Source organism: Neoroseomonas rubea, assembly GCF_016106015.1.
Taxonomy (GTDB): Bacteria; Pseudomonadota; Alphaproteobacteria; order Acetobacterales; family Acetobacteraceae; genus Neoroseomonas; species Neoroseomonas rubea.
Window position 1 is genome coordinate 1 of record NZ_JACADQ010000048.1, and the last position, 19,231, is coordinate 19,231.

Annotated in this window: 20 protein-coding genes; 3 read left to right on the forward strand and 17 right to left on the reverse strand. The window is 70.8% G+C overall.

Annotated features, from left to right (window positions below):
* Positions 1-447: 447 nt before the first annotated feature.
* Positions 448-975, forward strand: coding sequence for a lipocalin-like domain-containing protein (locus HW577_RS07720; protein ID WP_198375561.1), 528 nt, complete (start codon positions 448-450; stop codon positions 973-975).
* Positions 976-1,004: 29 nt separating this feature from the next.
* Positions 1,005-1,964 carry an ABC transporter substrate-binding protein gene (locus HW577_RS07725; protein WP_198375562.1) on the forward strand — a complete coding sequence of 320 codons (960 nt, stop codon included), beginning with the start codon at positions 1,005-1,007 and terminating at the stop codon, positions 1,962-1,964.
* Positions 1,965-2,291: 327 nt separating this feature from the next.
* On the opposite strand, the gene HW577_RS07730 is transcribed toward HW577_RS07725, so the two are convergent.
* The gene (locus HW577_RS07730) at positions 2,292-3,317 is read right to left on the reverse strand and encodes an L-idonate 5-dehydrogenase (protein ID WP_198375563.1); all 1,026 of its coding nucleotides are present in this window, start codon (positions 3,315-3,317) and stop codon (positions 2,292-2,294) included.
* On the reverse strand, positions 3,314-4,255 hold the full coding sequence (locus HW577_RS07735) for a 2-hydroxyacid dehydrogenase (RefSeq protein ID WP_198375564.1): 942 nt from the start codon (positions 4,253-4,255) through the stop codon (positions 3,314-3,316). The genes HW577_RS07730 and HW577_RS07735 overlap by 4 nt, the downstream gene beginning before the upstream one ends.
* A gap of 51 nt (positions 4,256-4,306) precedes the next feature.
* On the opposite strand from HW577_RS07735, the gene HW577_RS07740 reads away from it, so the two are divergent.
* Positions 4,307-5,062 carry an SDR family oxidoreductase gene (locus HW577_RS07740; protein ID WP_198375565.1) on the forward strand — a complete coding sequence of 252 codons (756 nt, stop codon included), beginning with the start codon at positions 4,307-4,309 and terminating at the stop codon, positions 5,060-5,062.
* Here HW577_RS07740 and HW577_RS07745 read toward each other — a convergent pair.
* From HW577_RS07745 to cpaB, 15 genes are all read right to left on the reverse strand, one after another.
* Positions 5,059-5,928, reverse strand: coding sequence for an HpcH/HpaI aldolase/citrate lyase family protein (locus HW577_RS07745; RefSeq protein WP_198375566.1), 870 nt, complete (start codon positions 5,926-5,928; stop codon positions 5,059-5,061). The two genes, HW577_RS07740 and HW577_RS07745, sit on opposite strands and share 4 nt — an antisense overlap.
* Positions 5,925-6,812, reverse strand: a complete 888-nt coding sequence (locus HW577_RS07750) for a polysaccharide deacetylase family protein (RefSeq protein WP_198375567.1) — start codon at positions 6,810-6,812, stop codon at positions 5,925-5,927. The genes HW577_RS07745 and HW577_RS07750 overlap by 4 nt, the downstream gene beginning before the upstream one ends.
* Positions 6,809-7,714 (reverse strand): polysaccharide deacetylase family protein, encoded by a 906-nt coding sequence (locus tag HW577_RS07755; RefSeq protein WP_198375568.1) that lies wholly within the window; start codon positions 7,712-7,714, stop codon positions 6,809-6,811. Before HW577_RS07755 ends, HW577_RS07750 begins: the two co-directional genes overlap by 4 nt.
* Positions 7,715-7,782: 68 nt before the next feature.
* Positions 7,783-8,757 carry a Bug family tripartite tricarboxylate transporter substrate binding protein gene (locus HW577_RS07760; RefSeq protein ID WP_198375569.1) on the reverse strand — a complete coding sequence of 325 codons (975 nt, stop codon included), beginning with the start codon at positions 8,755-8,757 and terminating at the stop codon, positions 7,783-7,785.
* Between the two features lie 58 nt (positions 8,758-8,815).
* Entirely contained in the window at positions 8,816-10,333 is a 1,518-nt protein-coding gene (locus HW577_RS07765; protein ID WP_198375570.1) for a VWA domain-containing protein, read from the reverse strand.
* Entirely contained in the window at positions 10,330-10,899 is a 570-nt protein-coding gene (locus HW577_RS07770; protein WP_198375571.1) for a TadE/TadG family type IV pilus assembly protein, read from the reverse strand. The genes HW577_RS07765 and HW577_RS07770 overlap by 4 nt, the downstream gene beginning before the upstream one ends.
* Positions 10,877-11,362: a TadE/TadG family type IV pilus assembly protein gene (locus HW577_RS07775; protein WP_198375572.1), complete on the reverse strand. Its 486-nt coding sequence runs from the start codon at positions 11,360-11,362 to the stop codon at positions 10,877-10,879. Before HW577_RS07775 ends, HW577_RS07770 begins: the two co-directional genes overlap by 23 nt.
* Entirely contained in the window at positions 11,359-12,081 is a 723-nt protein-coding gene (locus tag HW577_RS07780; RefSeq protein ID WP_198375573.1) for a tetratricopeptide repeat protein, read from the reverse strand. The genes HW577_RS07775 and HW577_RS07780 overlap by 4 nt, the downstream gene beginning before the upstream one ends.
* Before the next feature lie 16 nt (positions 12,082-12,097).
* Positions 12,098-13,018: a type II secretion system F family protein gene (locus tag HW577_RS27040; protein WP_198375574.1), complete on the reverse strand. Its 921-nt coding sequence runs from the start codon at positions 13,016-13,018 to the stop codon at positions 12,098-12,100.
* Positions 13,015-13,980 carry a type II secretion system F family protein gene (locus HW577_RS07790; RefSeq protein ID WP_198375575.1) on the reverse strand — a complete coding sequence of 322 codons (966 nt, stop codon included), beginning with the start codon at positions 13,978-13,980 and terminating at the stop codon, positions 13,015-13,017. The genes HW577_RS27040 and HW577_RS07790 overlap by 4 nt, the downstream gene beginning before the upstream one ends.
* Complete coding sequence (locus HW577_RS07795; RefSeq protein ID WP_408639523.1) at positions 13,977-15,383, reverse strand: TadA family conjugal transfer-associated ATPase; 1,407 nt, start codon at positions 15,381-15,383, stop codon at positions 13,977-13,979. The genes HW577_RS07790 and HW577_RS07795 overlap by 4 nt, the downstream gene beginning before the upstream one ends.
* The gene (locus HW577_RS07800) at positions 15,371-16,612 is read right to left on the reverse strand and encodes a CpaE/TadZ family protein (protein ID WP_198375576.1); all 1,242 of its coding nucleotides are present in this window, start codon (positions 16,610-16,612) and stop codon (positions 15,371-15,373) included. The genes HW577_RS07795 and HW577_RS07800 overlap by 13 nt, the downstream gene beginning before the upstream one ends.
* Complete coding sequence (locus tag HW577_RS07805; protein WP_198375577.1) at positions 16,599-16,904, reverse strand: hypothetical protein; 306 nt, start codon at positions 16,902-16,904, stop codon at positions 16,599-16,601. The genes HW577_RS07800 and HW577_RS07805 overlap by 14 nt, the downstream gene beginning before the upstream one ends.
* A gap of 19 nt (positions 16,905-16,923) precedes the next feature.
* Positions 16,924-18,408, reverse strand: a complete 1,485-nt coding sequence (locus HW577_RS07810; protein WP_198375578.1) for a type II and III secretion system protein family protein — start codon at positions 18,406-18,408, stop codon at positions 16,924-16,926.
* Positions 18,405-19,231, reverse strand: an 827-nt coding sequence (cpaB, locus tag HW577_RS07815; RefSeq protein WP_232474761.1) for a Flp pilus assembly protein CpaB, incomplete at its 5' end; no start/stop codon positions are given. The genes cpaB and HW577_RS07810, both read right to left, overlap by 4 nt.

Genomic DNA, 19,231 nt, shown 5'->3' on the forward strand with positions numbered 1-19,231 from the left:
GGCCGAAGGGCCTTTGGAAACCAACACTTGGAGCCCCACTTCCGCAGGTGGCGCGGTGACGGGTTCCGAGGGCCTTTCGGCCCTCGGCCGGAGGGGTCCCGGAGCCCCCCTCTCCGAACACCGGTCGAGTCCTGAATCGTCCGTGACTAGCGAGCATCTAGGGTCCGACAAGCGCTGACCGGATGCGGTAGCGCCATCTGCGCCCGCGCACCGACCGCTAGCTTGCGACCGCTCGCTTGCAACCGCCATGCCGGCACACCCCGGGGCATTCCGCCAGGTCCATCCGTCTCCCTTCCGCGGACTGGGACTCAATGAGGGGGCATCGTCGGGGCAGGGTCAGACGGCGTGCGATTTCGCACGGTGCGTGGGCCGCCATGGCGCGACGATTAGGCGAGAAGGTGAGCCACTCCCGGCAGCCCGGACACGGATTCCGCGAAGGAGAATCGAATGCTCCGCCGAACACGTTCATGTCTTCATGCGGCGATATTCCTGGCATTGCTGGCCCTGCAGAGCAGGCCCGCCATGGCGGATACGGCGCCGGTCGGTTCCCGCATTCTCGGCACGTGGATCCTGGTTTCGGTGCAGAGCCAGCAGGCGGACGGTACGCAGGGCGAGCCATTTGGCCCCAGTCCCAGGGGCATAATCATGTTCTCCAGCGATGGCCACTTCAGCCTTTTCCAGTCGCGCGCTGAACTCCCCCGCCTGGCAGCGAATGACCGAACCCGGGCGACCCCGGAGGAAGCCATGACGGTCGTTCGAGACTCCATCGCCTACTACGGCACCTATGCCGTCGACGAGGCCGGCCGGTCGATCTCGATGACGCTCGAGGGCAGCACCTACGCGAACCTGCAGGGTGGGCCCGCACAGAGGCGTATCGTCACGACCTTGACCGCAACCGAGCTCCAGTTCAGCAACCCGAGGACGCCAAGCGGGATGACCCTCCATACGGTGTGGCGGAGAGCCCCTTCGCAGTAGCGGGGCGGCAGTCTGCGAGGAGGCGATGAATGATCTTGCGACGCGGCGTGCTGGCGACCCTCGCGCTTCCTGGGCTCGCGCACGCGCAGCGCCGGCGCGTGCGGATCGGCATCCTTTCGCCCGGCCAGCTGACGGTGGACCTGAACCGGGCGACCCTCATCACGGAGCTCGGCAAGGCTGGGTATGTCGAGGGCCGCAATCTGGAGATCATCGGCCGCAGCTCGGACGGCGACCTGCAGCGTATTCCGGTCCTGGCGGCGGCGCTGGTTGCGCTGCAGCCGGATGTCATCGTCGCCGTCTCCAATCCGGTCGCGCACGCGATCCGTGCGGTCAATGCGACCGTCCCCATCGTCATGAGCTTCGCCGGCAGCGATCCAGTTGCCGATGGACTGGCGTCAAGTCTCGCGCGGCCGGGGGGCAGCGTCACCGGCATCGTCATGCTGGCCGAGGAACTGGACGTGAAGCGGGTGGAGCTGGCGCTCGAAGCCTTTCCCACAGCGACGCGGATCGGCCTGCTCGCCGGCAGCAGCTATCCCGCCGACCGCGTCGCACGGCTGACAGCGGCGGCACGCCGGCTCGGGACTGAGCTTGTCACGGTGCGCGCCGAAGGGCCGGAAAGCTTCGCGCGCGCCTTTACCCGCCTCGTCGAACTTCGCGCACACGCGTTGCTGATCAGCGCCTCCCCGGGCTTTCACTCCGAGGCAGCCGCCCTGGCGCGGCATGCGGAGCGGTCGGGCCTGCCTACCGTGTGCGAGCTGCGTTCGATGGCTTCGGCTGGCTGCGTGCTGAGTCTGGGGCCGCTCGATGGCGAGCTCCGCAGGCGCGTTGCAGGCTACGTCCAGCGCATCCTTCGGGGCGAAGCGCCAGGCACCATTCCGATGGAACAGGCGGAGCGCTTTGAGCTGGTTGCAAATCTCCGGGCGGCAAGGGCGCTCGGGCTGGGTCTGCCGGTGTTGGTTTTGGCGCGCGCAGATGAGGTCCTGGAGTAGTCTTGCGACCTTGGTGACGGCTGCACCCCAACCTGGCGCAGGTTTACCGCGACACCGTCGTCGGGATCCGGACGGCCTTTGCGCGTGGTGGCGGCACCGAAGCTCTTGAGGCCGCACAGGCGTTGATCGACAAGGTAATCGTGTCGACGCCGCCGGAGGGGGGGCGCCCCCCCGGGATTGGAGTTGGTCTGCGCACTCCCCGGCATGCTCAAGGCTGCGAGCGTGCCGATCGGCGACCACCCCGCCGAGACTAAGCGCGTCCAGGATCTGCACGCGCTCATGTGTTCGGCAAAGGGGGGGTCCGGGGAGGGCGGAGCCCTCCCCGCCTCAGAACGCGATCTGCACCTTCATCGCGCGCGAACGGTCGGCCGCGAGTTCAAACGCCTCGACCGCACGGTCGATCGGAAAGCGTTCGGTGAGCAGCGGCGCGACATCGATGCGACGCCCCGCGAGCGCTTCCACCGCCATCGCGAATTCCGCGTGGAAGCGGAAGGTGCCGCGCCAGGTTATCTCCTTCGCCGCCAGCACCGACATCGGGATGGGCGCATCCCCGCCGATGCCGATCTGCACGATGGTCCCGCCCGGGCGCAGCACGGGCAGGATGCCGAGCAGCGCGCGCGGGCTGCCCGAGGCTTCCATCGCGACATCGAAGAAGCCCTTGTCCGGCGCATAGGCCGCGAGCGCATCCGCATCGGCATGGAATCGGTCCGCGCCCATGCGCAGCGCGACCGATTTCGGCGCGTCGGTCAGGTCGGTCGCCACGATCTCCCGCGCCCCGCCTATCCGCGCCGCGGCGATGGCAAGCGCGCCGATCGGCCCGCAGCCCGTCACCAGCACGCGCCGGCCGAGCAAGGGCCCTGCCTGCCGCGCGGCATGCAGGCAGACGGCGAGCGGCTCGGCGAAGGCGGCGGTGGTGGTGTCCAGGCCCGCGGGCAGCGGGACGGCCTGCGTTGCCTCGCAGACCAGCGCCTCCCGGAAGCCGCCATCGACATGAGGATCGCGCATCGCGCTGCCGTAGAAGCGCATGTCGAGGCAATGCTGCTGCGCGCCCTCCAGGCAGAAGCGGCAGCGGCCGCAGGGCAGCGAGGGGTTCACCGCCACCGCCTGCCCGACCACAAGGCCGCTGACGCCGGCGCCCAGCGACTCGATCTCGCCCGCCACCTCATGCCCGAGCACCATCGGGTGCTTCACGCGGATCGCGCCGAAGCCGCCATGCTGGAAATAGTGCAGGTCGGACCCGCAGATCCCACCGGCGCGGATGCGCACGCGTACCTGGCCGGGGTCGGGGGCCTGGATGTCGCGCGGCTCAATGCGCAGGTCGTGCGCCGCGTGGATGACGACGGCGCGGCTCATGGCACGGGCGTCGGCAGCGGCGTGCCGTCGAAATGCGCTTCCAGGTTCCGCAGCATCAGCGCGCCCATGTCCTTGCGCGTCTCGAGCGTGCCCGAGGCCTGGTGCGGGGAGAGCACGACATTGGGGAAGGTCGCGAAGACCGGGTCGATGGCGGGCTCGTTGCGGAACACGTCGAGGCCGGCCGCGGCGATGCGCCCGGATTTCAGCGCGGCGACCAGCGCATCCTCGTCCACCACCGACCCGCGGGAGACGTTGACGAAGATGGCGCCGGGGTTCAGCGCCTCGATCGCCGCACGGTCCACCAGCCCCGCCGTCGCCGCGCCGCCCGCGGCGGAGACGACGAGGATGTCCACATGCGGCGCCATCGCCGCGGGCGACGGGTGGAAGGCATAGGGCACGTCCTTTTTCGTGCGGCCGGAATAGGCGATGGCCATGCCGAAGCCTTCCGCTCGCCGGGCGATCGCTCGCCCGATCCGCCCAAGGCCCACGATGCCGATCCGCTTGCCCCAGACGCGCGTCGCAAGGCGCATCGGCCCCTGCTTCGCCCAGGTCCCCGTCCGCACATAGGCATCGCCCTCGGGGATGCCGCGCGCGGTCGCGAGCAGCAGGGCGAAGGCCATGTCGGCCACTTCCTCGGTCAGCACGTCCGGCGTGTTGGTCACGGCGACGCCGCGCGCGCGGGCTGCGGGCAGGTCGATTGCGTCCACGCCTACGCCGTAGCAGGCGATGATCTTTGCGTTTGGGCAGGCATCCATCATGGCGGCATCGGCGCCGAGTTCGCCCTTGGTCGCGATGGCGCGAATGGCGGGGCCATGCTGGGCGAGGAAGGTGGCGCGGTCAGGCGCCTCGTACATCAGGTGCAGGGTGAAGCGCTCGGCCAGCGCCGAGAGGTCCCAATCGGGCAGCACGCCCACCACCAGCAGTCCCGGCTTGTCCATGCGTGCTTCCTCCCCCTAGCCTCACGCCGAAGATTGCACGGGGAAACGCCGATGTCGCGCGCGCTGTTCGACCTGAGCGGGAAGCTTGCCCTGGTGACCGGATCGAGCCAGGGGATCGGGCTCGCGCTCGCCAAGGGCCTGGCCGAGGCGGGCGCCAAGGTGGTGCTCAACGGCCGCGACGGCGCGAAGCTGGAAGCCGCGCGCGCGCATGTGCCGGGTTCGGTGGTCGCATCCTTCGACGTGACGGACCATGCGGCGGTCGAGGCCGGCGTCGCCGCGATCGAAGCCGCGCACGGCCCGCTGCACATCCTGGTGGCAAATGCCGGCATCAACCTGCGCGCCCCATCGACCGAAATGCCGCCCGAGACCTGGCGGCGCGTGATGGACGTGAACCTCGATGGCGTCTGGTACTGCTGCCAGGCGGCGGGCAAGCGGATGGTGGCGCGCGGCCGTGGCAAGATCATCACCGTGTGTTCGGTGCAGAGCGAACTGGGGCGGCCGACCATCGCGCCCTATGCGGCGAGCAAGGGCGCGCTGCGGATGCTGACGCGTACGCTGTGCGCCGAATGGGCGAAGCACGGGGTGAACGTGAACGGGCTGGCGCCGGGCTACTACGATACCGAGCTGACGAGCGCGCTGGTGCAGGACGCGGCGTTCACGGACTGGCTGTGCAAGCGCGTGCCGGCCGGGCGCTGGGGGCGGGTGGAGGAACTGGTCGGGGCGACGGTCTTCCTCGCGGCGCCGGCGTCGAACTTCGTGCATGGGCAGCTGATCTTCGTCGATGGCGGGATGACCGCCGTCGTCTAGCCGCCCGCGCGCGCAATCAACCGCCGCGCCCGCTCCACGATCGGCTTGTCGATCATCTCCCCTTCGAAGGCGACGGCGCCCTTTCCTTCCGCCAGCGCCGCCTCGAAGGCCGCGACCAGCCGCTGCGCGCGCGCCACCTCCTCCGGCCGCGCGCCGTATTCCTCGTTGATGATCGCGACCTGGGAGGGATGGACACACGACGCACACGCGAAGCCGATGGCGCGCGACCGCCGCAGCATCGCGCGATAGCCGTCGAGGTCCTTCAGCCCCGCAACCGTGCCGATGAAGCCGAGCGGCAGCACGCCCGCCGCGCGCGCCGCGACCAACCCCATCCGCTTGGGCAGGTCGAGCGCATCGGGCGTGGGGTCCGCGCCGAGGTCGGTCGCCAGATCCTCCCCGCCGATGCCCAGTGCGACCACGCGCGGATCGGCGGACGCGATCGCCTGCACATGCGCCAGCGCCGCGGCATCCTCGACTAGCACGACGAAGCGAACGGCGCCGATCACGCGCCCCGCCTCGGCCTCGGATTCGGCGGTCAGCTCCGACAGCAGCCGCACATGATCGGCCCCCATCATCTTGGTGCAGATCAGCGCATCCGCGCCGGCCGCGACGGCCGTCGCGATGTCCCGCACCGCCATACGCAGCGGGCGGTTGATGCGCACCAGCACGTCGGCGCCGTTGCGCCGCACGCTCGCGACCGAAGCCGGCAGCCCCGCCCGCGCCGCATCCTTCGCATCCGGCGCGACGCCGTCTTCGAGGTCGAGGATGATCGCATCCGCGCCGCGCTCATGCGCCTTCGCGACGAACTTCTCCGCGCTCGCCGGCACGTAGAGCAGCGAACGCCAGGCCGGAAGGTCACGGGTCATGCGGGCGGATGCTCCTGGCGCCAATGGCGCGCGATGTCGACGCGGCGCATCACCGCGACGCGCGGATGGTTGCCGATCCAGTCGAGCAGCCGCGCCAGCCCCATCGCACGCCCCGGATGCGCGATGATGCGGTTGTGCAGCCCGAAGGACAGCATGCGCGGCGGGTCTTCCCGCAGCACGCATTCGATCGCGTCGCGCATGTAGTCGAAGTATTCGGTGCCCGAGGTCATCGCCATCCGCGGGAAGCGGACGTCGTTGTGGACAAGCGAATAGGGCACGACCAGCGCGTCGCGCCCGTCCACCTTCACCCAGTAGGGAATCTCGTCGTCATAGGCGTCGCTGTCGTATTCGTAGCCGGCATCGAGCAGCAGGCGCCGCGTGTTGAGCGAGGGCGCATAGCGCGTGTACCAGCCGGCCGGGCGTTCGCCGATGCAGCGCGTGATCAGCGCGGTCGCGTCCGCGATGCGCTGGCGCTCGGTCGCCTCGTCGAAGGCGTTGTGCATCTCCCAGCGCAGCCCGTGGCCGGCGACATCCCAGCCGGCCTCCCGCATCGCGGCGCAGGCCTCCGGGTTGCGTTCCAGCGCGCGCGCCACGGCGAAAACCGTGCAGGGCAGGCCGCGCTTCGTGAAGATGCGGTGCAGCCGCCAGAAGCCCGCGCGGCTGCCGTACTGAAACATGGACTCAGCGGCAAGGTCGCGGCCCTTGAAGGGCGCGGTGCTGCCCTCGGTCAGCGCGTTCTCGCTGTTCGCATCGCCATCCGGCACGGCATATTCGCCGCCTTCCTCGTAGTTGATGACGAAGTTGCAGACGACATGCGCGCTCCCCGGCCAGCGCGGATCGGGCGGGGTGCGGCCATAGCCGCGAAAGTCGCGTGCATCGCTCACGGCAGCATCTCGGAGCCCGGCACGATGCCCTTCGGCAGCGAGGCCGCGTAGCGCGCCAGCTCGCCCGGCCGCGTCACCCACAGCCGTTCCCGGTGCGATAGGATGTGCCGCAGCGCGTCCCGCAGCGCGCGCAGCCGGAAGGGCTGGCCGACGATGAAGGGATGCAGCACGACCGAGCAGACCAGCGGACGCTTGCGGGACTGCTCGAGCATCTCGTCGAACTGATCGACGATCATCTCGGCGAACTGGCGGCCGGTGTGCTGTCGGAAGATCTGCGCCGGGCTGTCGTTCAGCTCGATGGAATAGGGCACGGAGAGCATCGGCCCCGAGCGCGTGCGCATCCAGAAGGGCTGGTCGTCCGCAGGCCAGTCCATGACGTAGGAGAAGCCTTCCTCCTTCAGCAGGTCGAGCGTGACGGCGGATTGCGCGATGTAGGGGCCGAGCCAGCCCTGCGGCGCGACGCCAGCATGGCGGATGATCGCGTCGCGGCTTTCGGCGATCAGCCGCCGCTCATCCTCCTCCCACATCCCGTCCTGGCGTTCGGCATTCGTGCGGCCATGGCCCACGAACTCGTCGCCGCGCGCCTTGAGCGCCGGGGCGATCTCCGGGCAGGCATCGAGCACCGCGCCGTTGACGTTGTGCGCGCAGGGAATCTCGAGCTCGTCCAGCATGTCGAGCATGTTCCACAGCCCGACGCGGTTGCCGTAGTCGCGCCAGGCGTAGTTGCGCTGGCCCTGCGGCGCAGCCGCGCCGGTGCTGTCGGACCCGAGGCCAGCGCGAAAGGCGAAGGCCTCGATGTTGTTGCACACGACGAGCGCGAGCCGCGTCCCGTTCGGCCACTCATAGACCGGACGCTGGGGAATGGCGCTGTGGGCGTAGCGCCCATGGCCTGGCAGTCTCATCGCGCGCTCTCCGTGTTGGCAGCGCGCGACGCTAGGACCGTGTCGCGAAACCCGTCAACGTGGCGGGATCAGCCCTGCGTGGTGATCCCGGCCGCCTTCACCACCGGCTCCCACCGCGCATATTCCGCGCGCACGAAGGCATTGGTGTCCGCAGGCGACATCCACAGCGGTTCGCTGCCGGTCGCGACCAGGCGTCCCGAGACCTGCGGCGTGGCGAGCGCATCCCGCATGGCCGCGGCGAAGCGCTCGATGATCGGCTGCGGCGTACCGCGCGGCGCGAAGCAGCCGGTCCAGGAGCGCACCGCATAGTCGGCCACGCCCTGTTCCTGCGCCGTAGGGATATCCGGACGGATGGAAACGCGTTCCGCCGTGCAGACGGCGAGGATGCGCACCCGCCCGTCGGAGGCCGGGGGTGCGACCGTCGGCAGGTTCATGAAGCCGAGCGGTACGGTGCCCGAGATCAGGTCGTTAATCGCCGGCCCGCCGCCGCGATAGGGAACATGCGTCAGCTCGAGCCCCGTGCGCAGGCGGAACAGCTCCCCCGCCAGGTGGTTCGAGGTGCCGACGCCGGAGGACGCGAAGGACACGCCCCCGCGCGTCGCCCGCACCTTGGCGATCATCTCCTGCACATTGCTCACGCCGAAGCCGGGGTTCGCCGCGATCACGTTCGGCACGTCGACCATCATGGCCACGGCCGGCAGCGCCTCCCGCGTGTCGTAGCCGAGTTCCCCGGACACGAGCGGGTGGAAGACGTGGTTCGACGCCGAGGAAATCAGGAAGACCGAGCCGTCCGGCCGCCCGCGCGCGACCATCCCCATGCCGAGCGAGCCGCCGCCACCCGGACGGTTCTCCACCACGAAGGGCTGGCCGAGGCGCGCTTCCAGCACCGGCGCGACGAGCCGCGCGACGACGTCGTTCGACCCACCGGCGGCGAAAGGCACCAGCAGCGTGACGGGGCGGTTCGGCCAGGACTCCTGCGCGCGCGCGACGCTGGGCGCGGCAATGCCTGCGGCGGCGGCGGAAAGAAGAAGCCTGCGGTTCATGGGAGCCTCCCGGACGGTTCCGGCGCGCCGTAACCGCGCCGCCCGCCGAAGGCAAGGGCTACTGGATCAGGCGCAGGTTCGCGAGCTGCCCCGCGATCTCCCGGAAGGCGGAGCGCAGCGCCGCGGTGTCGGGGCTGTTGAAGTAGTACTCCGGGCGCGAGGCGCAGTTGCGGTACAGCGTCTGGGTCGAGCTCGAGGAGACGTTGAAGGTGATGGTGTAGACGATGATCCCCGACTGCTTGATGCGCCCGCAAAGCCGCGACATGCGCGCATCGATCTCGGCACGGGCATTCGCATTGTTGATGGTCGCGAGACCCAGCCGGTTCTCGCGCAAGCGGCCATAGGCGGTGACGTCCGCGTCGCCGTCATTCACGTAGCCTGTGCGGCAGGGCGGGCTGCTGCCGCTGGTGCGGCAGGACCCCGGCGCGCCTTCCGGCCAGTCGTACCATTCGTTGCTGCCGTCGGTCATCAGGACCAGCACCTTGTCCATGTAGGGGGTGCCGTAGTCGAGCGGCAGGGTCGCGCTGCCCCACAACCCGCGCCAGCGCGGCGAGAGGTTCGCCCAACCCATCTGCAGGCCGAGATTGGCCATGGTGCCGCCGCGATGCGTCGCGCGGAGGTTGGAGATCTCGTTGAGGACCGTGGTGCGCGACTGTGTCAGCGGCAGGATGGCGCGCCCGCAGCCCAGGTTCGGCCCGCGCGCATTGTTGCCGAGGCTGTTCTGCGCCGCGTCCGTCGGCGGGTTCTCCGGGTTTGGCTCGGTGATCGTGGTGCTGGTCCACTCGTTGTCGCCGAGGTTCGGGCTGTATCGCCCGACGGTCGAACGCCAGAAATGGGGGCGATAGGGCGCAATGGTGGGCGGCGTGTCGGTCTCGTCCTCCCCGTTCTGGTGGCGCGCCTGCACGCAGCCGCGCCAGACCGTGTTGTTGTAGTCGCTCGGGACGAGGCTGCCGGCAACCAGCCAGTTGCTGCGCGAACGGCCGATGTTCACCGTCGCCGTGTAGGGCACGACCGAGACCCACAGATTCGGGATCGTCTCGTTCGGACCGTAGAGGATGTTGATCAGGTCGGTCGCGGAATCTCGCAGCGCAGTCATCGCCGAGCCGGCCATCGAGCCCGTCACGTCGAGCACGAGCGCGAGTTCCATGCCGCGATCCTGTCGCCGCGCGGCATTGTCGGCGGTCGCGGACAGCACCTCGCGACCGAACAGGCGGAGCACCGTCGTCGGCAGAGATGCCTGGACCCGCACGCGCACCACCTTGTTGTCGTCCTCGACGGCGACCGTGAAGGACGTCACCTCCGCCCCCAGGAAGCCGGTGCTGCGACCTGGGCTCTCGCGGGTGAAGTTGGCCCAGAACCACCGCTGGATCTGCGTGTCGCGGTCGGCGTCGTTGATCGCGCGCGCCCCCGCCAGCGCAGCCGCGTCGGTCGCCGTGACCAGGCGCGAATGCAGCAGGTAGAGCCGCGTCAGGTCGATCGCGGCCCCCGTCATCAGCAGCAGCGGCAGCGCCGACAGGCCGGCGAGCATCGCCACCGCCCCGCGCTGGTCCCGCAACGCGCGCAGCCATCCCCTCATGGCCCGGTGATCCTCAGGATCGAAACCATGCGCGGCCGCTGCAACGCGAAGGATTGCAGCCGGCTGAAGCTTGCCGTCGTCAGGAAGCCGCCCGAGAGGATCCAGGGCTCCCGCGAATAGAACACCTCGGCGACGACCGCGCCCTGCCCGCTCGCGATGACGAGGTCCGCCGAGCGCGCGGGGATGGTCGCGGGCCCGCCTTCGAGGCCGAAGGCGCTCGCATAGCCGGGCGAGCCCATGCGCCGCTGCCACAGCACGACCGGCCCGTTGCCCGAATTCGCCAGCCCGGACAGCACCACGGCGCCATCGGTGTCGGTGATGCGATAGGGCGCGGCGATGCGTCCGGCGAAGTCGAAGAGTGTCGCGAACTCGGACTCGCGCAGCCCTTCGTATTGCGCGACGACATTCGCGACCTCCCCCGCCGTCCGTTCGAGACGGAGCGCGATGCGCAGGAAATCGACCACGTCGAGCAGGGCAAGGCCGAGCATCGCCAGCACCGGCGCGACGAGCGTGAACTCGACCGCGACCGAGCCGCGGCGCCGCCTAGGATGACGGGAAGGGTTCATTGCGCACGATCATCCGCGTCCGATGCTCGATGGCGGAGCGGCCAAGCAGCATCGTCGGAAAGGGCGTCAGGAAGGGCTGGTCGTAGGAGACCTCGTACAGCACCGTCTCGCCCGCCGCGCCCGCGCCCGCCGTGCCCGGCGCAGGCTGCGCCAGCGCCGAGGGCCCCGCATAGGCGGTGACGCGCACCGTGAGCCGGTTCTGGTCGATCACATAGGGCCCGTAGTGCAGGACGATCCGGCGGATCGCCTCCTCCCGCGATGTCGGCGCGGGCGGCGGCAGCCAGGACGGCATGGCCGAGCCGGTCGCGCCGAAGCGGCTTGCCTCCCGCGCGCCGATGTCCAGCGTGGAGGAGGTCAGCGCCTGCCACGCCCCTTCCATGACCGTCATCGTCAGGGCGAAGAGAAGCGGCCCCGTCAGGGCGAATTCCAGCAGGACGGTCCCGCGCCGTCCCCGCCGGATCATGAACCCTGCAACGCGGCGCGCCAGGCACTGACGGCGTCGCGGCTCCCTTCCCCGAGTTCCGGTGCGAGCAGTTCCGCCGCCCGCGGCGCATCGCCCGCCGCCGTATAGGCCAGCGCAAGATTGTGTCGCTGGCGCGGCGTCGCCTGCGGCGCGCGCGCCACGGATTCAAGCGTCTGGACCGCCTCCTCGCTGCGGCCGGACAAGGTCAGGCTGAGCGCCAGGTTCGTCCGCGCGCCGGAATGCGCCGGATTCAGCGCCAGGGCGGCGCGATAGGCGGCCTGCGCCTCGTCATGCCGGCCCTGCATGTCCAGCGTGACGCCAAGGCCGCTCTGCGCGCCGGGCTCCCGCGGCAGCGCCGTGACCGCCTCCCGGAAGGCCGCCTCGGCCGCCGCGACGTCGCCACCGCGCAGCAAGGCGCGCCCTAGCCCGAGACGCGCCGGCGCGGAGGACCCGTCCGCGCCGATCGCGCGGCGATAGGCGTCCACCGCCTCAGGCCAGCGACCGCTGCCGGCGAGCATCTCCGCATGCCGAAGCTGCGCCGTCGCGTCGCGCGGGTTGTCCTGCGCGATGCTCCCGGTCAGGCCGACCGCGGCCCCGGTATTGCCCGAGGCGAGCGCCGCGCTCGCCATGCGCAGGCGCTGGTCGGACTCGCCGCCGACGCCCGATCCACAGGCGGCGAGGCTTCCGGCAAGGAGGACGGGGATCAGGATCTTGCGCATGGCCAACTCCTTCGGCTCAGGGACGCGCGGCGATGTCGAGCACCCGCAGCACGGCGGGTCCCCCGACGATCAGGAAGATGCAGGGCAGGATGAACGCGATGGTGGGCAGCGTGAGCAGCGCGGGAAGCCGCGCCGCACGCGCCTCGAACCGCATCAGCGTCTCGTGCCGGAGTTCCGTCGACAGCGTGCGCAGCGCCTGCGACAGCGGCGTGCCGTACTGCAGCGTCTGCGCGAGGGTGCCGCCAAGGCGGCGCAGGGATTCGAGCCCGGTCCGCTCGCCCATCTTCTGCAGCGCCTCGCGGCGATCGGACAGGATGCGCAGATCGGTGCTGACATTGGCGAATTCGCTGGCGAGCGCGCGGTTCGCCTCGATCATCTCGTTCGCGACACGCTCGATCGCCGCCTCGAGCGGCAGGCCGGCCTCGGCGCAGATCACCATCAGGTCCAGCGCATCGGCGAGGCCGCGTTCGACCTGGCGCGCATTCGCGTCGCGCATCTTCCGCAGGACCATGTCGGGCAGGACGAGGCCGGCGATCGCCGCGCCGGCGACGAGGAAGTTGCGCAGCATGGGCGAAAGGCCGCCCGAGACCAGCAGCGTCACCAGCGGCAACCCGCCCATCAGGAGGACCTTGGCGCCGATGAACACCGCAACCGCCCGCGGGCCGCGGAAGCCGGCGGTGGTGACGGTGCGCTGGAGTTCTGCCCGCGTCTCCCCCTTCACGATCCCGCAGCCGAGGATCGCCTGCCCGACCGCGAAGGCGATGCGCTGCGCCAGTGGCGCGGCCAGGCGCCGCGATGCCGGCGCCATGCCCCGCAGCAGGGCCAGCCGCGCCTGCATCTTCTCGGCCCGCCGCAGGCGCGGGAGCAGGGCCAGCACGCTCGCGAACGTCACCACGCAGATGCCGAGCGCGATCTGGAAGAGCAGCGCGCGGTTCACGACAGGCTCCGTCGGATGATGGCCTTCATCGTGGTCAGGCCGAGCGCCAGCGAGCCGATGGCACAGGCCAGCACGATGTTCCCGCGAGGGTCGCTGAACAGCGTCAGGATGTAGCGTGGGTTGATCAGCAGCAGCGCCGAGGCGGCGAAGACCGGCACGGCCGAGAGGACATAGGCGCTGGCCCGCGCCTGGCTGGCCAGCGCATGGCCCCGCTGCCGCGTCGCGACGCGCTTGCGCACCACGTCGGCAAGATTGTCGAGGGTTTCCGTCAGATTGCCGCCGGCGCTGTTCTGTAGCGCGAGCGCCACGGCAAAGAAGCGGTACTCCGGTAGGCCGGAACGCCGGGCGAGGCGCCGAAGCACCTCGTCCATCGGGATGCCGATCGCGAGCTGGTCCGACAGCATGCGGAACTCGGCCCCGGTCGGGTCCGGCAGCTCCCGGCCGACCGTGCGCAGCGCCTCGACGACCGGAATGCCGGCCCGCACCGCGCGCACCACCATCGCCAGCGCGTCCGGCAACTGGCGATAGAGCGCCTCCGCCCGCTTGCGATGCGCCGCGGCGAAGACCCAGCGCGCGATCCCGATCCAGCCGAGGATCGTCGCCACCCAGCCAAACGGCCCGAACAGGGACACCGCGTAGAAGCCGGCGATCGACGCGGGCAGCGCGGCGAGCAGGACGACCGCCGGCGGCGTCAGCGGATACTGGTCCAGCCGCTCCGGATCCCAGCCGAAGCCGCGCGAGAGGTAGCGTTCAAGCGGCTCCGGCATCCTGACCCAGGTCGCCTTCGGGGCACGCTGCGCGACGCGGCTGCCCATCCGCACGCGCGCATGCGGCAGCGAATGCGCGGCGAAACGTTCGGCAAGCCTGCGCCCGCGCCCGCGGTTGCCCGTGCTGCGCAGGCCGACCAGCGCGGCGCCGATACCCAGGAGGAGCGCGAGCAGGAGGGCCGTGAAGCCGCTCATGGCTCATCCTCCTCGAGCGCGGCGAACCAGCTGCGCTCAAGCCCGTAATAGGCGAGCCGCGGGGCGAAGCCGGGACGGGCGCGGCTGACCTTGTAGCGCCCACGCAGCCTTCCGCCCGGGTCCTCGCCTTCGTATTCCCACTGGAAGATGTCGTTGAGGACGACGACCTCCCCTTCCAGCCCGACCACCTCGGTGATCTGCGTGCAGCGGCGGACGCCGTCGCGCATGCGCTCGATCTGCAGGATGATGTCGACTGCGGAGACGATCTGCTGGCGGATGGCGCGCGCGGGCAGGCTCGTCTGGCCCATCAGCACCATGTTCTCGATTCGAGTGACGGCGTCGCGCGTGGTGTTGGCGTGGATCGTCGACATCGAGCCGTCATGGCCGGTGTTCATGGCCTGCAGCATGTCGAAGGCCTCGGGGCCGCGGCACTCGCCGAGGATGATGCGATCGGGCCGCATGCGGAGCGCGTTCTTCACGAGGTCCCGCTGCGTCACCTCCCCGCGCCCCTCGAGGTTGGGCGGGCGGGTCTCAAGCGGAATGACGTGCGGCTGCTGCAGCTGGAGCTCCGCCGCGTCCTCGCAGGTGACGATCCGCTCGGTCGGGTCGATCAGCCGCGACAGGGCGTTGAGCATCGTCGTCTTGCCCGAGCCCGTGCCGCCCGAGATGATGATGTTGAGGCGCGCGCGCGACGCGATCTCGAGGATGCGCGCCATCTGCGGCGTGATCGACCCGTTCGTCACCATCTGCTGGAAGTCGATCTTCCGCTTGGCGAACTTTCGGATCGACAGGCACGGCCCGAGCAGCGAAAGCGGCGGGAAGATGATGTTCACGCGGCTGCCGTCCGGCAGGCGCGCATCGACCATCGGACTCGACTCGTCGATGCGCCGGCCGATCTGGGCCGCGATCCGCTGCGCGATGCCGGCCAGGTGGACGCCGTCGCGGAAGCGCACCCCTGACAGGGTGAGCTTGCCCGACTGCTCGATGAAGACGCGGAAGGGGCCGTTCACCATGATGTCGGTGACGGTCTCGTCCTCGAGCAGCGGCGCGAGCGGGCCCAGGCCGAGCATGTCGTCGACGAGCTCGGCCGCGACCTCACGCTGCTCCCGCGCCGAGAGGCCGATGCGCTGCTGGTCGGCGATCTCGGCGATCATGCGCTCGACCTCGGCGAACAGCGCCTCCTGCGGCAGGGCGGCGACCGAGGCCGGGTCGATGCGCGCAAGGCAGAGCGCGCGGAGTTCCGCCTTCTGACGCTGCTGCGGCGGCAGTGCCGCCACGGACTGCATCGGCGGCGCGGCGGCGAGCGCTTCCGGCACCGTCTCCGTCGCCTGGGTCGCGGGTGCGACCTGATGGTCGCGGACGAGGCGCCCGAAGGACGGGGCGGGAATGTCTAGCGGAACCATCGCGCGAAGAGGCCCTTGCGGACCTCATCCTCGCCTTCGGCCCGGATCGACGCGACTTCCTGCACCAGCGAGAGAATCGCCTTCCGGAAGGGGCCGCGCCCCGACGCCGCCGGTTCCCCGAGATCGGCCGCGCCGGGCACGAGCTTCGGAAGCCAGGGCACCACGAGATCCGGCGCCTCCCCGAGCGCTTCCTTCACCTGGGCTTCGCTCAGCATCCCGGGCTGGCCGGCGCTGTTCAGCACGGTCACCGCGCGGCGCGACTGGGTGGGCGCATTGGGGATGGCGGCGAAGCGCAGCATCTCCCGCGCGCCGGCGAGGCTCGCATCCGTGACCAGGACGCGCTGATGCGCCATCTCGAGCACTTCCCTGCCGAAGCCCGCGCTACGCGCCGGCAGGTCGACCACGACGAAGTTGTAGCGCCGGCGCAGCATCGCCAGCAGGCGCGCCGCCGCCCCGGCCTTGGCCTGCACGGGCTCGAAGGGCTTCTCCTCGGCCGCGAGAACGTGCAGGCGCTCGCCCGCCGGTTGCGCGGTGCGTTCCACGAAGAGCTCGTCGACGCGCTCCGGATGCTCGAGCGCCGCCCGCAGGCCGCTTGTCGTCCGCGCACCGAGCAGCAGCGCCGCCGCGCCGCTCTGGAGATCAGCATCGAACAGCGCGGTATGGCGCCGCGCCTGCTCGCCCAGGTGCCACGCCAGGTTGGCGGCAAGCGTCGTGGCGCCGACCCCCCCGCGTACGCCGGTCACCGTGATGACGCGCCCGCCGCGAAGGTGCACGTCGCGCGGGCCGCTGCCGTGGCGCAGATAGGGCAGCAGGTGGCGCGCCACCATTTCCTGCGTCAGCGGCTTGAACAGGTATTCGAGCACGCCGAGGCCGCGCGTGAGCTGGCGGTAGAAGGCCGCGTCCTGACGCTCGCCCACCACCAGCACCCGGACGTCGGGCTCGACCACCATGGCGAGTTCTTCGAGCGCGGTCAGCGGCTGGTCGACGCCGCTGACATCGACGACGAGTGCCAGCGGCGTGCCCGAACGCTTGAGCGACTTGGTCGCCGCGACGATGTCGCCGCGCCGGACCTCGGCCCCTTCGCCGAGTTCGGCGAGCAGCGTCTCGCGCAGCACCGCATCCGATTCAGCGTCGGTCACATAGGCAATGAGCGGCGCCCGGTCCGCAAGCGGGGTGCTCGCCTTGGGAGACGCCGTGGCGAGCCGATCGGGCCCGTCAACGCCCGCCATCGCCGCCCCCGCCGGCTGCGGTCGGCATCGGGCCCTGCCCCGTCGGCTGCACGCGGGAGACGCTCGAAGCCGGCAGGGGGCGCACGCGGTCGTTGCGATACCGGTCGATCGCCTGGGCCATGACCCGCCCATCCGCGCGCCGATCGTCGACGCCACGGTCGAGCATCGTCGGATCGGCGACATGGATGCGCAGGTTCGCCTCGTTCGACCCCATCGGGCGCCAGACGCCCTCCCGCGTATAGGGATCGATCGACGAACATCCGCCGAGGAGGATCAGGAGCGTCACCGCCATGCGTCGCATCGCGCCCTCCTCAATCCAGAACGAAGCCGGGGTTGCCCGACAGCGCGCGGGCCGACTGGCCGCGCGGCGGCGGCGGCGCGGATCCGCGCCCGCTTTGCCGCAGCAACAGGATCCGCTCGACATCGTTCGGCGGCACGAAGCCGTCAGTCGGCGCCGAGAGCACGCGGGCGCTTTCCGCAGGGCGCACCAGGTACGGCGTGATGATGATCACGAGCTCGGTCTCATTGCGCTGGAAGCGGTCGGAACGGAACAGCGCGCCGAGGATCGGAACCTCCCCCACCAGCGGCAGCGCGCGGCCGGTCTGGCGGGAGGAATCCTGCAGCAGCCCGGCAATGGCGAAGGCCTGGCCCGATCCGAGCTCGACGGTCGTCTCGGCGCGGCGGACGGTCAGGGCCGGAACGGTGATGGCGTTGTTGTTGCCCGACAGCAGGCGCACCGCGCCCTGCTCGGACAGCTCGCTGACCTCCGAGCGGATGCGGAAGGAGATGCGCCCATCGGACATCACGGTCGGCACGAAGGCGAGGCCCACGCCGAACTGCTTGAACTCGATGGTGACCTGGTTCTCCCGCTGGCTGACCGGGATCGGGAATTCACCGCCCGCGAGGAAGGAGGCCGTCTCGCCCGAGGTCGCCGTCAGGTTCGGCTCCGCCAGGATGTTGACGAGCCGGTCCTGCGCGAGCGCGTCGATGACAGCGTTGATGTCGCGCAGTTCCGCCGCGCCGGTGCGGAAGCCGAGGCCGATCCGGTCGGACGGCGCGGTGCGGTCGAAGGCGAAGTTGAAGGTCTCGAAGGCGAGGCCCGCCGGCCCGCCGGCGAGCGTACCGATACGCCCGATCGAGCCGAGTGCCTGCCAGTTCACGCCGAGTTGCCGCGTCACCTCCCGCGACACTTCGGCCACGCGCACGCGCAGGTTCACCTGCGTGACGCCGGTGACCGAGATGCGGTTGTCGATCGGGATGCGCTCGTTCTCGAGCCGCGAGCGCAGCAGGGTCTGCGCGCGCTCGGCATCGGCGGGCGCCGTCACCTGGCCGGAGACGACGATGCCGCCGGGCCCGGCCTCGACGCGCAGGCTGCGATTGCCAGGGAAGGCGCGGCGCAGCGCGGACTGAAGGTCCGACATCAGGAAGGCGGATGGCCGCACCGTCACTTCCCACTGCACGAGCGGGGCGCCGGCCGAATCCATTGCCGCGAGGGTCGTGCGGCCCGGCGCGACGCCGAAGACGAAGACGCTGGTCGGGCTTGCCGGACGCATCTCGGCGATGCGCGGATCGGCGGCGAACAGGCTTGCCGCCGGCGCGGCGAGCACGACGATTCGCCCGGTGCCGGCCTCGAGCGCCATGCGCTCGATCCGCAGCCCCGGCGGCGATTGCACCATGGGCAGGGAATCGGGCGCTGGCGCCGGCGTGGCCGGCTGTGCGATCGCCGGCGCCGCCATCAGCAGCGACACGGCGAAGGCCGCGCGGGAGGCCGCGCGGCGGTGAAGGCTTCTCCTCATCGGAAGCGTATCTCCTCGACCCGTCCTGGGCCCCCGAAGACTCGGACCGTCGCCCCGCTTGCCGCCGCCGCGGATGGTCCGCTGCCGGCCGGCGAGAAGGCGCCGCTGACGTCGCCGCCCCAGACCGGGCGCTGGACGACGCGTTCCTCGATCGGCGTGCCGGCCGCCCTCAAGGCGAGGGAGAGGCTGCCAAGCCGACCCGCCACCGCGACGCGGGTCGCCTGCTCGGCGGTCACCTCGAGCGTCACGGTACGATTGCTCTCGCGAAGGGAATCGCCGACCGCGCCGGGCTGCATGCCCTGCACCAGGTGGCGGTCGACGGCGATGACGCGCGCGGCGTGCAGCACGGCCTCGCCGGCGACGCGGCGTGCGGGCGCCGTCTCGTTCTCCTCGAAGGCCTGCGTCAGGATCAGGTCAACGCGGTCGCCCGGCCAGATCAGGCCCGCGGTACCCGTAACCGCATCGACGCCGACCGTGACGGCGCGCATCCCGGGGGCGAGGACGGCCGCAAGGAAGCCGTTCTCCCCGGGGCGCAGCACGCCTTCAAGGCGCAGCGGATCGCCCGGCGCCAGCGTGCGGCGGACCATCGCGCCGATCATGTCGATGCGGGCATCCTGCGTGTCGCGCAGGGAATCATGCGGCAGGTCGGCAAGCAGGACCTCGCGCGCGGCGATGTCCTCGGGCTTCAGCAGCGTGCCCGCCTGAACGGCGCGCGCGGCGACGAGCATGCTCGCGCGCTGCGGCGGCGCGGCCTGCGCCACCTGGGGCGCCGGCGGCTGCGGCGAGATCGGAAGAGCACAGGTCTGGACCCCAGTCGCACTTG

What these genes read in the sequence shown, in the direction of transcription:
- HW577_RS07720 (WP_198375561.1), top strand. Translation starts at nt 448, where the DNA reads ATGCTCCGCCGAACACGTTCATGTCTTCATGCGGCGATATTCCTGGCA.
- HW577_RS07725 (WP_198375562.1), top strand. Translation starts at nt 1,005, where the DNA reads ATGATCTTGCGACGCGGCGTGCTGGCGACCCTCGCGCTTCCTGGGCTC.
- HW577_RS07730 (WP_198375563.1), bottom strand. Translation starts at nt 3,317, where the DNA reads ATGAGCCGCGCCGTCGTCATCCACGCGGCGCACGACCTGCGCATTGAG.
- HW577_RS07735 (WP_198375564.1), bottom strand. Translation starts at nt 4,255, where the DNA reads ATGGACAAGCCGGGACTGCTGGTGGTGGGCGTGCTGCCCGATTGGGAC.
- HW577_RS07740 (WP_198375565.1), top strand. Translation starts at nt 4,307, where the DNA reads ATGTCGCGCGCGCTGTTCGACCTGAGCGGGAAGCTTGCCCTGGTGACC.
- HW577_RS07745 (WP_198375566.1), bottom strand. Translation starts at nt 5,928, where the DNA reads ATGACCCGTGACCTTCCGGCCTGGCGTTCGCTGCTCTACGTGCCGGCG.
- HW577_RS07755 (WP_198375568.1), bottom strand. Translation starts at nt 7,714, where the DNA reads ATGAGACTGCCAGGCCATGGGCGCTACGCCCACAGCGCCATTCCCCAG.
- HW577_RS07760 (WP_198375569.1), bottom strand. Translation starts at nt 8,757, where the DNA reads ATGAACCGCAGGCTTCTTCTTTCCGCCGCCGCCGCAGGCATTGCCGCG.
- HW577_RS07765 (WP_198375570.1), bottom strand. Translation starts at nt 10,333, where the DNA reads ATGAGGGGATGGCTGCGCGCGTTGCGGGACCAGCGCGGGGCGGTGGCG.
- HW577_RS07770 (WP_198375571.1), bottom strand. Translation starts at nt 10,899, where the DNA reads ATGAACCCTTCCCGTCATCCTAGGCGGCGCCGCGGCTCGGTCGCGGTC.
- HW577_RS07775 (WP_198375572.1), bottom strand. Translation starts at nt 11,362, where the DNA reads ATGATCCGGCGGGGACGGCGCGGGACCGTCCTGCTGGAATTCGCCCTG.
- HW577_RS07780 (WP_198375573.1), bottom strand. Translation starts at nt 12,081, where the DNA reads ATGCGCAAGATCCTGATCCCCGTCCTCCTTGCCGGAAGCCTCGCCGCC.
- HW577_RS07790 (WP_198375575.1), bottom strand. Translation starts at nt 13,980, where the DNA reads ATGAGCGGCTTCACGGCCCTCCTGCTCGCGCTCCTCCTGGGTATCGGC.
- HW577_RS07795 (WP_408639523.1), bottom strand. Translation starts at nt 15,383, where the DNA reads ATGGTTCCGCTAGACATTCCCGCCCCGTCCTTCGGGCGCCTCGTCCGC.
- HW577_RS07800 (WP_198375576.1), bottom strand. Translation starts at nt 16,612, where the DNA reads ATGGCGGGCGTTGACGGGCCCGATCGGCTCGCCACGGCGTCTCCCAAG.
- HW577_RS07805 (WP_198375577.1), bottom strand. Translation starts at nt 16,904, where the DNA reads ATGGCGGTGACGCTCCTGATCCTCCTCGGCGGATGTTCGTCGATCGAT.
- HW577_RS07810 (WP_198375578.1), bottom strand. Translation starts at nt 18,408, where the DNA reads ATGAGGAGAAGCCTTCACCGCCGCGCGGCCTCCCGCGCGGCCTTCGCC.